Genomic DNA, 13,121 nt, shown 5'->3' with positions numbered 1-13,121 from the left:
TCAGGGATTGATCACGGCCAGGGGATTGCCCGGTCCCGGTGGCGGCAAGACTTTCTGGCGGTTGCGCGACAGCACAGTGAAGGCGCCCAGGGTGTCCGGTCCGGCGACGATTTCCAGCTGCTCGCGCTGCAGCCAGGTGCGGATTTCCGCTTCTGTTGCCTCGGCGCGGAACAGCACGCGCGTGCGCACGCCCGTCTCGACGCCGCTACCGCCGTTGCGGAATTCCGCATTGCCGACCACCGCCTGATCTTTCGGCAGGAACAACCAGGCCGATTGCACCACCATCACGCTGGCGGCCACGGCCGTGACGAGCTTCAGCCAGCGGTTCGCATTGGCCGCCCGCATCGGCGTGGCGATCGGCACCGGCGTCTGTGGCGCGGCGGCATCGGCCGGGGCGATCTGCAACTGCTGCAGCCCCTGGCGCAGCAATTGCCGGTACGCCACGCGGCCATCCTTGCCCAGTTCGCTCGACAAAGGCGTGCCCGTCAGCGCATAGTCGCCGCCGGGCAAGGCCACGCGGGCGATCACGCCGGGCGCCGCTGCCGCCCGATTCGCGCGGCCCTGCGTTTCCAGCCAGCGCACCGCCTGCAGGCGCTCCTGGCTGAACACGCCCAGGCAGGCGCCCAGGTCCGTCACGGCCAACGTCACGGGCATGTCGCACAGCACCAGCCCCGCACGCGGGTCGGCGGGCGCGTCGCGCTGCTCGACCACCAGGCCGCAGGCATCCGCATACGAAGCATCTGGCGTGACGAGCCAGCCGCGCCAGCGCTGCCGCGAGCTGTCCCAGGCATCAAGCAGCACGGCACCAAAGCCGGGACAGCGCGCCAGCAAGTGGATCTGTCCGCCCGCGATGGGCCGCGCGGCCAGCGGCGCGGCGTCGCTGCGGCGCGCAAAGCGTTCCATTAAGTGTTCCGGTATGGCAATGCCGCGCCAGTCGGGGGTATCGCCGCTTACCTCCGCGTCCAGCAATTCGGCGGACGATGGGGGAGATGGCAGGCGCGCGGCAACGATGGCCAGCGAGGGCGTCAATGCAGTCATGCCGGTGGCCTTTCATCAGGGTTCGGGGAGGTGGCTATCGGGTCCAGGTGCAGGGATAACGCAGCCACGCACAAGATATCCAAAACTATTTGCGCCGCCTGCATATCGCCCGCGCTCAGGGCATCGCCCACGCGCAGCTTGAGCAGGTTCAAGACCCAGCTGCCCAGCAAGGTGGCGCGGTGGGCCGGTTCGACGATCTGGCGCCCGGCGCTGTCCGCGTCACCCTTCTGCCTGTGCACCAGGCCCAGCTTGCCACCGTGGTAATGCGCGGAAGCGATCTGCTCGGCCAATTCCTTGACGGGCACGCCGCCGCAGCCGCAATGGCGCAGCAGCAAGATCAAGTCACGCGGCAAGGTGGCGATAAAAACGTCGGCCGCCTCGCGCACTTGCTGCGGCGTCAGCTGGTAGTCGCGCAGCGGTTCTGCATAGGCGTCAGGCGCCGGCAAGTCGCAGCCCTCCCGCGCATCGGCATCTTCGTCATCACGCTGCTTGCGCAACTGGTCGATGATGAAGCGCTTGAAGTACAGGAACAAAGCACCGATGTGGTGGGGCGCGGCGTCGCTGTCGCTGTGGAGGACTTTTTCGATGAAGAACTGGTGGCGCAAATCCGCCAGGGAATCACCGAGCGAGGCCGCCTCGCGCGGGCGGCACGGCGCCAGCGCGGCGATGACGCGCTGGTAAAACTCACCCAGTTCGCCTTGCGACAGCTGCGGACGGCGCGTCCAGAAAGCATGAATCCGTTCAAATTGTTCCGATTGCACAGCCGGTCCGATCGTGTGTTGGGGCGGCACGCGCCACTGGCCGGCGGCGATGCGCACAGGCAAACAAGCAATGCGCTGGCCAGACAAGAGAAACTTGTCAGTAAGGTAAAATGCATTTAAGCAATTTTCTCATATCACAGTAAAAATCGCTAACTTTTGTTACTTTCACGACAATTCCCGAGAAGCCCATGCATCGCCTGATTCCCCTGTTGTTCTCCATCCTGTTTTTGCTAGGCAGCAATGTCGCACAGGCAGCAGTGCCAGCGGCTCCCGGCAAGCGCATCGCCCTGGTGATCGGCAACGCGGCCTATCCGCAGCCGCTATTGAATCCCGTGAACGATGCGCGCGCCATGGCCGAGCGCCTGCGCCGCCTGGGCTTTGAAGTACTGTTGCGCACGGACATCAATGCGCAACAGCTGCAAAAGGCGTCGGCCGAGTTTTCCACGCAGGCACGCGGCGCCGATATCGCCCTCGTGTTTTACGCAGGCCACGGCGCGCAGGCGGGCGAGGCCAATTACGTGTTGCCGCTGGGCGCCAACATGAATGCACTGAGCGCGGCGGCCATCGCCGCCCAGGGCATCTCCGTCTCCAGCCTGGCGGGCGATTTACAACGCACGGGCGCGCGCGGCGCCGTGCTGATCCTCGACGCTTGTCGCCAGGAATATACGCGCGGCGGCGCCATGCTGCCCGTGCCCGGCGGCAGCAATGCGGTCAGCCACGGTTTTGCCGACACGCAAGCGCCACGCGGTGTGGTGATCGCCTATTCGGCGGGACCGGGCGCCCTGGCACGCGATTTCTGGTCGCCCGATTCGCGCAACAGCCCCTACACGAGCGCCCTGCTCGACGCGCTCGATGCGCCCGGCTTGCCGATGAGCGACGTCTTCTCGCAAGTGGCGGCGCGGGTCGCCGCCATGACGCACGATGTGCAAAAACCCCGCGTCTCGTTCGGCGAAACATCGGCGCGCCTGGTGCTGAACATGGGCAGCGGCAAGGGCGTCAGCCAGGCAACACCGGGCGTGCTGGCCGGCGCGCAAGGCCAGGGCGGCATGCGCGCACCGGTCCCGGCGCCAGCGGTGGAAAAGCCGGCCGCCCCCGGCGCCAAGGTGTGGCCTGGCAACGTACTGCAAGATATCAACTATGAAATCCGCATGCAGATCGCGGCGCGGCCATTTCCCCGCCAGCAGCTGGAAAAGCGCGCACGCGGCGGAGATCTGGTGGCGCTGACGGCGCTCGGCTATGGCATCGGCGGCGGCGATGCTGGCGTCAAACAGCCGAAGGCGGGCATACAGTGGCTGGAAAAGGCGGCGGCCAAGGATTTCCCGATTGCCCAGACCTATCTGGCCGAATTGCTGATGGTCAAGGGCGATCCTGCCTCATTAAAACGCGCCGGCGTGCTGCTGGACGCCGCCTCCCAGGCGGGCTACACGGCTGCGCACGCCTACAAATTCGACCTGGCGCGGCGCACGGGTGCGCCGCCGCAGGATGCGGCCCGGCATTTGCAGGATGCCTTCATGGGCTTGATGAAGGATTACCAGGGCGCCGCCAAGGACGTTTTACAGGCGCCGAAAAAATAGTTTCAAATAATTTTAGATTTCCCTGAACTGCCCCCGTTATCCGTGGGTACATGCAATACAGCATGACAGTGACCAGGGAAATCCCATGCAAACATCGATCCCAGCAGCAAGCACCACCGGCCAACGCGGCCGCATCATGACCTACCAAGCGAGCGGCCTCGGCACCGTCAGCATGGATGGCGTGCAATATCCATTTGAAGTCAGCAAGCACTGGCGCTCGGACACCGCACCAGCCCTGAATGCCGTGGTTGATGTCTGCCTCGATGCCACCGGCGCCATCGAGACCCTGCGTGCCGTTTCTACGCAGCAATTGGCACAGGAAGACATGGCCATCGCGGCAAAACTGGCGCGCGCCAAGGGCCATCAACTGTGGAGCAAGGCCGTCGCCATGCTGGGCCTGCCGGTACTCGCCAGCATCGGCGCCCTGCTGGCAGGCGCCTTCCTGTTCAATGTGCTGGACATGCGCCTGTATGGCAACAGCAGTTTCAGCTTCTGGGAAATGCTCGGCATGCCCATCGACAATCTGGAGCGTCTGTCGCAAGGGGCCAGGAGCAGCTTTACCTCGGGCCGCTTCTTCTTCCTGCTGGCGATCGGCGCCTGTTTTACCAGCCTGTTCATCCACAACGCCAAGGCCGCCCTCGGCAAGGCCGCCCCGCTGCTCTTCCTGCTGATCTACACCGCCAAGCTGACCATGACCGTGCGCGACTCGGTCAGCGCGTCGACCGCCGGCGTGCAAAGCCTGCTGGGCGGACGCAACAATGAGATCGCCAGCCGCATGGCCGATGAAATGCTATCCCAGGTCTGGCACAGCATGTCGTTCGGCGCCGGCAGCTACCTGTTGCTGGCGTCTGCCACCGTCCTGGCCGCCTACGGCTATGGCGAATACAAGCGCAAGACCATCGGCTAAGCCACCTCACACATTCACTCAAGGACATATCATGAACCGTACCCTCCCCGCCCTGCTCGCCATCGCCCTGCTTCTGTCCGCCTGCGGCAAAACCGACTCCGCCGCGCCGACCGCCCCTGCCCCCGTCGCCACCAGCACGGCCGACCTGGCCGCGAAAGCGCAAGTCAAGGCGGCGGCCGCCAGCCTGCCGCAAGCGGACGCTGCCACGCCAAGCGCCAGCTATGTCGACATCACCAGCGGCAACCAGTTGATGTACAGCTACATCGCCCTGTCCGGCGTGCCGCCCGATTATGCGGCCGTGGCGCAGCGCATCTCGCGTGAATATGCGGGCAGCAACGACGCCTTCCGCAAGCAGGAAGTGCTCGACGCGCTGAAACCGCAGATCGACGCCAAGGTCAATGAGACCAAAACGAAGCGCTACCTGCGCTACCAGATCAACGGCCAGGGCGCGCTGTCGCCGTACGCGATGGACAAGGCCGCCTTCCCCGCCAAGTTCGCCGACGCGGGCACGTATTACTACATGTACGACAACGGCGACTACAAGCTGGCGTTCACGAATGGCGACGGTTACTCGCTGCTGAAAGTGGACCAGGAGGCGGCGCGCAAGATCGAGGCGGCGCGCAGCGGCTACAAGGACTTCGCCATCGTCGTGTATGCCTACGCCCAGGAAGCGGACATGGCCAGCAACCAGGTCAAGGCGCAGATCGTCAAGGTGGCGATCAAGCTGAACGGGCAGGAAATTCCTGTGCAGCAAGCGCTGTAAACCCAAGGGCAGGTACCGGGGTCGGACCCTCAGGGTCCGACCCCAGCCTTCGTTTGGGTTCACGACCTCGCCACTTGCAGTTACACTATTCGCCAACAACATCGAGAGTGAGACATGGGCGAACAGACACTGGCGGAACAACAGCTGGCCAAGGGCCGGCAACTGCAGCAGCAAGGCAAGCTGATCGAGGCGATCAACGCTTACCAGACCGCGTATAAACAGGACCCGGCCCTGGCCGAAGCGCAGCATTTCCAGGGCCTGGCGATGCTGGAGCTGGGCCAGGGCACCCTCGGCCTGGGCCTGTTAAAACTGTCGCTCAAGCAACAGCCGGACAATGCCCTGTTCCACTACAACCTCGGCAATGTAATGCGCGGTACGGACAACGAGGCGGCGCTGGCCAGCTACGCCACGGCGGCGCGGCTGGCGCCGCACGAGCACGATTTCGCCATCAGTCACGCAGAATTGCTGCTGGGAAAACAGCGTCTGATGGAGACCATCGCCGAACTGGAACGGGCCCACGCCCTGCGCCCGCAGCGTTGGCAAACCCTGCAGGGCCTGGCCGAGCTGTACTACCGCACGGGACAGCAGGCACTGGCGCTGGAGCGTTACGCGCAGGCCCTGGCGCTGCACCCGGCACTGGAACAGACGTGCCGCATCGGCTTTGCCAGCCCGCAAGCGGAACAGACAGAAACGCTGACACCGCTCGACGTCGCGCCATCGCTGCAGGATTTCCTGCGCGAAACGGATTTGCACATCCTCGACGATTTCCTGCCCGACCCCACCGCCTGGCGCGCCCAGGCGCTGGCTCTGCCATTCGAGCAGCAGCGCTATGCGGGACAGAACTATCCGGGCAGCCAGACGGCGGGCCAGCCCAGTCAAGCCATCATGGAACGCATCGCCACGGCGCTGGGCCGCCCCATCCGTTTCATTTCGCCCGACAACGGCTCGTATCGCCTCAGCTATGCGGACGCCATGGCGCGCACGGATATCCACGTGGACAATGAGACGGGGAATAATTTCAATTTCTATGCGGGCGTGCTGTATCTGAACCCGCCCGAGCAGTGCCAGGGCGGCACCACCTTCTGGCGCCACCAGCCCAGCGGCTGGTACCGGCGCCTGCCCGAGGCGGACGTGAAGGCGGGCGGCTACGCCAGCTTCAAGGATTTCCAGAAACGCTGGCTGCCAAACAGTAAAGTACAGAAATTCAACGACTTGCAGGAACAGCGCGACAGTTGGCAAGCGCTGCTGGAAGTGCCGATGCGCCACAACCGATTGATCGTGTACAAGGGCCACTACTTTCACTCGATCAGCAATGTGTTTGGCGACACGCCGGAGAATGGGAGATTGGTGCAGCTGTTCTTTTTTGAAGTGCCCGACTGAACCCCAAAAGCAAGATCCGGGGTCGTACCCTGAGGGTACGACCCCAGTATTTGCCGTTGGGTTTAATACATGTCCGCGGCGGTAGCCCGTACAGCCTTCAACAGCATATCCGCGCCCGGCGACAGCAGATGATCCTGTTGGCGGATGATGCCGAAGGCATCCATCTTGCATGGCAGCTCGATGGGCAAGATGCTCAGCACGTTCAACGATTCGTAATAATGCGCCACTTCCGTCGGCATCACGTGCAGGGAATCCGTCTGCTGCAGCAAGGACGTGATCAGCAGCAAGGCGGTGGTGTCGACCACGTCGACGGGCGGCTCCAGGCTGGCGCGGCGGAACATCATGTCGAAGCGGTGGCGCAGGATGCTGCCTTGCGGCGGCAAGATCCACGGCTGGCCCGCCAAATCTTTCAATTGCAGATTCTTGCGCGACAGCAGCGGGTGGCCATTGCGCGCCACGGCGCTGGCCGGCTCTTCCGTCAACTCCTCGTAGATGAGGCCCGCGCTGCTTTCCTTTTCCAGGATGCGCCCGATCATGAAATCGAGCGTGCCGTGCTGCAGCATGTCCATCAGGGTGTTGCTGTGCTCCAGGTGCACGCCGATGCGCATCAAGGGCGCCTGCTGCTTGATGCGGGCAATCGCGCGCGGCAGCAAGGCCATGGCCGGCGTCATGATGACGCCCACTTCCACCTGGCCCGTCAGGCCCGACTTCAGGGCGACGATGTCGTCATGCGCCAGGGACAGGCTCGTCAAGGCCATGCGCGCGTGGCGTATCATCGTTTCGCCGTAGATGGTCGGCTCCATGCCGCGCGGCAACCTGTCGAACAGGCGCACGTCGAGCATCTCTTCCAGGTCCTTGATTTGCTTGGACGCGGCTGGCTGCGTCATGTGCAATTCTTCCGCCGCGCGGTGGATGTTGCGCTGTTCGTCAAGGGCGATCAACAGCAGCAATTGCCGCGTCTTCAGGCGGGCTCGCAAGAACCAGTTGGGGTTGAGGGTATCCATGAATAAATCATATCATGATCGATATCAGTTTTAACTCAATATCGATATTCCAGATATCGGTGTGTCTCCTTTTTGAGCGTCGTCAAACTGCGTTCAGGATGCCTTGCAGGCGGCGCTGGGGTTGGCTGCCGGGCCAGCCGTTTGATGGATGAATTCGATCGTGCCATCGGCCTTGTATTTCAGCTCTTCCACGGCCACGGAGCGCCGGTATTCTCCGCCGCCGGGCAACTTGTCGTTGTGATAGAAGATATAGGACTTGCCGTTAAATTCGATGATGGCCTGGTGGATAGTTTTCACCACGGCATTCTTGTCCATGATGGGGCCACGGAAATGCCACGGCCCCGTGGGCGTAGGCCCTGTCGAGTACGCTGTTTCTTCGGGGAAGTTGCGCGAGTACGACAGGTAGTAGGTGCCCGCATGCTGGTGCATGTAGGCTGCTTCCGTGAACGCATCCATGCCGAAGGTCAATATCGGGCCGTCGAGCTCCGTCATGTTCGCTTTCAGCTTGGCATACTTCAAGACCGTGTTGCCCCAGTAAATGTAGGCCTGGCCATCCGTATCGATGAAGACGGCCGGGTCGATGTCGTCCCACGGGATCGCCGTCTGTTTCGTCATGTCGTTCGTGATCAGGGCGCTGCCGCGCGCGTCGACGAACGGCCCCGTCGGGCTGTCGGAGACGGCCACGCCGATGGCCTTGCCTGGGATGGTTTTATGGTCGACGGTCGAATAGAAATAGTATTTATTGCCGCGCTTGACGATGTCGCTGGCCCACGCATCCTTGCCGGCCCAGGCAAAAGTGGAAAAGCGCACGGGCGAACCGTGATCCGTCCAGTTGGCCATGTCGCAGGAGGAATACACGCGCCACTCGTTCATGCGGTAATCCGTGTCGGTAGCGCTCGCTTCATCGTGGCCGACGTACAGGTAGACCCTGCCATTGTCGACCAGCGCGGCCGGATCGCCCGTGTAGATGTTTTTCACGATGGGGTTGGCCGCCTGCGCACCAAGTGCGGCACAGGCGAGCGCTAGCGCCATGCCGATGGCTACGGCACGTTTATTCTGCTTCAACATCAATTAACTCCCGTTGGTATGTTTCTGGCCCATGGCCATCAGTCTTTGCACGACGCAAAAGACGAACAGCAAGCCGCCGATGACGATCTTGGTCCACCACGAGCTGAGCGTGCCGTCAAAGGCGATCAGCGTCTGGATGGTACCCAGCACCAGCACGCCGGACAGCGCGCCAGCCACGTAGCCGTAGCCGCCGCTGAGCAGGGTGCCGCCGATGACGACGGCGGCTATCGCGTCCAGTTCCGTGCCTTGCGCATGCAAGCCATAGCCGGACAGCATGTAGAACGAAAACAGCACGCCACCCAGCGCGGCGCAAAAGCCGCTGAAGGCATAAATGAAAACCTTGGTGCGGCCTACTGGCAAGCCCATCATCAGCGCCGACTGTTCATTGCCGCCGATCGCATACACAGCACGGCCGAACGGCGTGGCGTGCGCCAGCCAGATGGCCAAAAGTAACGTCGCCACGGCGATCACCACGCCGGGCGAGACGAAGCCGCCCAGGAAACCCAGCTGCGTCTGCGACATGGCCACGAACAGCGGGTCGGTGATGGTGATGGAATTGATGCTGATCAAGTAGCACAGCCCCCGCGCCAAAAACATGCCGGCCAGGGTGACGATGAATGGCTGCAATTTGAAGTAATGGATCAGCGCGCCCATGCCGGCGCCAAACACGGTGCCCAGCACCAGCACGGTGGCGACCACCAGCAAAGGCGGCCAGTGCGCCACGTTGAGCAGCCAGGCGGCGATCATGGTCGACAGGGCCAGCACGGAACCGACGGACAGATCGATGCCGCCGGAAACGATCACGAAGGTCATGCCGACGGCAATCACCAGCAAAAAGGCGTTATCGATCAATAAGTTAAAAATGACTTGCGTCGACAGCAGGCCCGGATAGGCGGCGCCGCCCAGGCCCAGCATCACCACCAGCAGCAAGACCGTGACGAGCGAGGTGAAATACGGGGTGTGCAGCAAGCCCTTCATGCTTTTCTCCGATGCAGCAATTGCTTGAACTCCGACGATTGCGACAGGCAGACGAGGAAGACGACGACCGACTTGACGACCATGTTCACTTCCGGCGGCACGCCCAGCGAATAGATGGTGTAGGTCAGGGTCTGGATGATGAGCGCGCCGATCATGCTGCCCACGAGACTGAACTTGCCGCCGGCCAGGGACGTGCCGCCCAGGGTCACGGCCAGGATGGCGTCCAGTTCCAGCATCAGGCCCGCATTGTTCGCGTCGGCGCTCTTGATGTTCGAGCTGATCATCAGCCCCGACAAGCCAGCGCAGGCGGCGCAAAACACGTAGACGAAAAAGATCAGGGTCGCCGTCCTGATGCCGGCCAGGCGCGCGGCGACAGGGTTGATGCCGACGGCCTGGATGAACAGGCCCAGCGCCGTTTTGCGCATCAGCACGGCCGTGATGATGAAGACCGCCGCGACGAGGAACAGCGAGAACGGCAAGCCGAACAGGTAACCGCTGCCGATGAAGAAATACGGCTGGTAGTAGACGGTGACGATCTGGCCATCCGTCAGCAGTTGCGCCAGGCCGCGCCCCGCCACCATCAATATCAAGGTGGCGACGATGGGCTGCAAGCCGAGACCGGCCACCAGCACGCCATTCCAGGCGCCGCACAGCAGGGCCGCGCCCAGGGCCGCCGCCAGAGCCCAGCCCATGGGGATGTTGCTCACGTAGGTCGGCACGCCGTTGTCCATCACCATGGTGCCGCCGATCAGCATGGCGGCCACGGTGCCGGACAGGGCCACGACGGCGCCCACGGAAATGTCGATGCCGCGCGTGGCGATCACCAGGGTCATGCCCAGCGCGGCCAGCATCAGCGGCGCGGCGCGGTTGACGATGTCGATCACGCTGCCGTACAGATGGCCATCGCGGATCTCCAGATGGAAAAAGCCGGGGATGGCGAAGAAGTCGACCAGCAACAGCAGAAACAGCGCGGCCAGGGGGCGGCTCAAAGGGTGGTGCAAGACGGTATTCCCCGTAAAAAAAGCCGGGCGCGCCAAGGGCACGCTGGAGGGTGTGGATAAACTCATGTGGCGTCTCCGGCGATCACTTGCAGCACGGAACTGTCGTCGAGTTCGCCGCGCGCATAGTCGCCGCAGGCCTTGCGGTCGCGCATGACCAGAATACGGTCGCTGCAGCGCAACACTTCCGGCAATTCGGACGAGATGAACAGAATCGCCATGCCCTTGCGGCACAGTTTGCTCACATAAGTCATGATTTCCTGCTTGGCCCGCACGTCGATGCCGCGCGTGGGTTCGTCCAGGATCAGCATGGCGGGCGAGGTCACCAGCCAGCGCGCCAGCAAGGCTTTCTGCTGGTTGCCACCCGACAGGCTGCCAATCGGCGTTTCGATACTGGCCGTCTTGATACCGAGCGCCTTCACATACTCGTCGGCCAGCGCCTGCTGACGCTTGAACGGAATGGCGCGCAGCAAACCCGTGCGGGCCTGCAAGGCCAGGATGATGTTTTCGCGCACGGACAGCGACAAAATCGCGCCCTCGTGCGTGCGGTCTTCCGAGCAAAAGCCGATATCGCGCGCAATCGCGTCGCGCGGCACGTTGAAGTGGCGCGGCTGGCCCTGCATGGTGATGCTGCCGGAATCGGCCTTGTCGGCGCCAAACAGCAAGCGCGCCAGTTCCGTGCGGCCCGACCCCAGCAAGCCGGCCAGGCCCAGCAATTCGCCCTGGCGGATGTGGAAATCCATGGGCAGCAAGGCGCCCTTGCGGCCCAGGCCCTGCGCTTCGAGCACGGTGGGACCAAAGCTGGCCGCATCCGCCTCTTGCGCCAGATCCAGCGCCTGTTCCTGCGTGTCGGCCGCCACACCGATCATTTTATTCACCAGCGCCAGGCGCGACAGCTCGCTGCACGCATATTCCCCCTCGCGCTCGCCATTGCGCATGACGGTGATACGGTCGGAGATGGCGTAGGTCTGGTCGAGAAAATGGGTGACGAACAGAATCGCCATGCCCTGCCCCCGCAAACGGCGCAGCACGGAAAACAGCAGATTGACTTCCGCCTCATCCAGGCTGGACGTGGGTTCGTCGAGGATCAGCACGCGGGCCGAAATGTTCAGCGCGCGCGAGATGGCCACCATTTGCTGGATGGCCAGCGGAAAGCTGGACAGTTGCGCCGTGACATCGATATCGATCTGCAATTGCTGCAGCAAGGCACGTGCCTGCTGCTGCATGGAGCGCCAGTCGATGGGACCAAAACGCGCACCAAAGCGGCGCGGATAGCGGCCGATAAAAATATTTTCCGCCACCGACAGGTTCGGACACAGATTGACTTCCTGGTACACGGTGCTGATGCCGAGCGCCTGCGCGTCCGAGGTGGAGGCGGGGGCGATAGGTTTGCCATCGAGCAAAATCTGGCCGCTGTCGGGCGTGTAGACGCCCGTCAGCACCTTGATCAGGGTCGACTTTCCCGCGCCGTTTTGCCCCATCAGGGTGTGCACTTCGCCCGGATACAGGCGCAGGGCAACATCGCTGAGGGCTTTGACGCCGGGAAAGGCTTTACTGATGCCGCGCAACTCCAGCAGGGGAGCCGGCGCGGCGTTGTGATGCGCTTGCGTCTTCATCATGCGGCAAGCTTAGTACTTACGGTTCGGAAATTCCTTGGCGGCCACCTCGGCAGGGAACACGCCTTCCACCGTCGTGATGCGCGCTGGCACGGGCTTGCCGGCCACCACATCGCGGGCGATGGACATCAGTTGCGGGCCCAGCAGCGGGCTGCATTCCACGGTCACGTTCAGCTTGCCGGCGATCATGGCCTCGAACGCGCCTTTGACACCATCGATGGAGATGATGATGATGTCCTTGCCCGGCTTCATGCCCGCTTCTTCGATGGCCTGGATGGCGCCAATGGCCATGTCGTCATTGTGCGCGTAGAGCACGTTGATCTTCTTGCCTTCGGCCTTCAGGAACGCTTCCATCACTTCCTTGCCCTTGGCGCGCGTAAAGTCGCCCGTTTGCGAACGGATGATCTTCATCTTCGGATTCTTGCCCACCACTTCCAAAAAGCCCGCCTTGCGGTCGATGGCCGGCGCGGAACCGACGGTGCCCTGCAGTTCGACGATGTTCAAGGTGGCATCCGGGGTTTTCTTGGCGTGCTCGAGCAGCCATTGGCCGGCGCGGCGGCCCTCTTCCACGAAGTCGGAACCGATGAAGGTCACGTACAGCGATTTGTCGGCCACGTTGACGGCGCGGTCCGTCAGGATGACGGGAATCTTGGCAGCCTTGGCTTCGCGCAGAACGGTATCCCAGCCGGACTCAACGACCGGCGAAAAGGCGATCACATCGACTTTTTGCGCGATGAACGAGCGCAGGGCCTTGACCTGGTTTTCCTGCTTTTGCTGCGCATCGGCAAATTTCAGGGTGACGCCGTCTTTCTTGGCGGCCTCCTTGATGGAGACGGTATTGGCGGTGCGCCATTCGCTCTCGGCGCCTACCTGCGAAAAGCCCATGACGAGGGGCTTGGCGGCGAAGGCGGAAGAAGTAGCGGACAGTGCCAACAACATGGCGCTGGCGAGGAGTGTGCGGCGTGTCAATTTCATTCTTGTCTCCAGTTTTTTTTGGAATACCATCACAGCCGGATGCAGGATGGGCGGTTTTT

The 13,121-nt window shown here is 62.9% G+C and carries 12 protein-coding genes; 4 read left to right on the top strand and 8 right to left on the bottom strand.

Features of this window, described 5'->3' with window-relative positions:
• Positions 1-1,038, bottom strand: a complete 1,038-nt coding sequence (locus O0882_RS19530; RefSeq protein WP_289950642.1) for a hypothetical protein — start codon at positions 1,036-1,038, stop codon at positions 1-3.
• Positions 1,035-1,862, bottom strand: coding sequence for a hypothetical protein (locus O0882_RS19525; RefSeq protein WP_289950640.1), 828 nt, complete (start codon positions 1,860-1,862; stop codon positions 1,035-1,037). The genes O0882_RS19530 and O0882_RS19525 overlap by 4 nt, the downstream gene beginning before the upstream one ends.
• A 125-nt stretch (positions 1,863-1,987) precedes the next feature.
• On the opposite strand from O0882_RS19525, the gene O0882_RS19520 reads away from it, so the two are divergent.
• The 4 genes from O0882_RS19520 to O0882_RS19505 all read left to right on the top strand — a co-directional run bounded on the left by O0882_RS19520 (position 1,988) and on the right by O0882_RS19505 (position 6,423).
• The gene (locus O0882_RS19520; RefSeq protein ID WP_289950639.1) at positions 1,988-3,373 is read left to right on the top strand and encodes a caspase family protein; all 1,386 of its coding nucleotides are present in this window, start codon (positions 1,988-1,990) and stop codon (positions 3,371-3,373) included.
• Positions 3,374-3,458: 85 nt separating this feature from the next.
• Positions 3,459-4,280 carry a hypothetical protein gene (locus tag O0882_RS19515; protein ID WP_289950637.1) on the top strand — a complete coding sequence of 274 codons (822 nt, stop codon included), beginning with the start codon at positions 3,459-3,461 and terminating at the stop codon, positions 4,278-4,280.
• Positions 4,281-4,311: 31 nt separating this feature from the next.
• Positions 4,312-5,043: a hypothetical protein gene (locus tag O0882_RS19510; RefSeq protein WP_289950633.1), complete on the top strand. Its 732-nt coding sequence runs from the start codon at positions 4,312-4,314 to the stop codon at positions 5,041-5,043.
• A 114-nt stretch (positions 5,044-5,157) separates the two neighbouring features.
• Positions 5,158-6,423 (top strand): DUF6445 family protein, encoded by a 1,266-nt coding sequence (locus O0882_RS19505; RefSeq protein ID WP_289950632.1) that lies wholly within the window; start codon positions 5,158-5,160, stop codon positions 6,421-6,423.
• Between the two features lie 62 nt (positions 6,424-6,485).
• Here the strand turns inward: O0882_RS19505 and O0882_RS19500 are convergent, their stop codons facing one another.
• The 6 genes from O0882_RS19500 to O0882_RS19475 all read right to left on the bottom strand — a co-directional run bounded on the left by O0882_RS19500 (position 6,486) and on the right by O0882_RS19475 (position 13,062).
• On the bottom strand, positions 6,486-7,427 hold the full coding sequence (locus tag O0882_RS19500; RefSeq protein WP_035823672.1) for a LysR family transcriptional regulator: 942 nt from the start codon (positions 7,425-7,427) through the stop codon (positions 6,486-6,488).
• Positions 7,428-7,520: 93 nt separating this feature from the next.
• A complete protein-coding gene (locus O0882_RS19495; protein WP_289950630.1) occupies positions 7,521-8,495 on the bottom strand; it encodes a glycoside hydrolase family 43 protein in 975 nt (324 codons plus the stop codon).
• A gap of 3 nt (positions 8,496-8,498) precedes the next feature.
• Positions 8,499-9,473, bottom strand: coding sequence for a galactofuranose ABC transporter, permease protein YjfF (yjfF, locus tag O0882_RS19490; protein WP_289950628.1), 975 nt, complete (start codon positions 9,471-9,473; stop codon positions 8,499-8,501).
• Positions 9,470-10,540: an ABC transporter permease gene (locus tag O0882_RS19485; protein WP_289950626.1), complete on the bottom strand. Its 1,071-nt coding sequence runs from the start codon at positions 10,538-10,540 to the stop codon at positions 9,470-9,472. Before O0882_RS19485 ends, yjfF begins: the two co-directional genes overlap by 4 nt.
• Positions 10,537-12,090 (bottom strand): sugar ABC transporter ATP-binding protein, encoded by a 1,554-nt coding sequence (locus tag O0882_RS19480; RefSeq protein ID WP_289950623.1) that lies wholly within the window; start codon positions 12,088-12,090, stop codon positions 10,537-10,539. The genes O0882_RS19485 and O0882_RS19480 overlap by 4 nt, the downstream gene beginning before the upstream one ends.
• A gap of 9 nt (positions 12,091-12,099) precedes the next feature.
• Positions 12,100-13,062, bottom strand: a complete 963-nt coding sequence (locus O0882_RS19475; RefSeq protein WP_099761061.1) for an ABC transporter substrate-binding protein — start codon at positions 13,060-13,062, stop codon at positions 12,100-12,102.
• Positions 13,063-13,121: the final 59 nt, after the last annotated feature.

Source organism: Janthinobacterium sp. SUN073, from assembly GCF_030397665.1.
Lineage (GTDB): Bacteria > Pseudomonadota > Gammaproteobacteria > Burkholderiales > Burkholderiaceae_D > Janthinobacterium.
The sequence above is the reverse complement of the archived record's forward strand: the minus strand, read 5'-3'. Positions and strand labels throughout refer to the sequence as shown.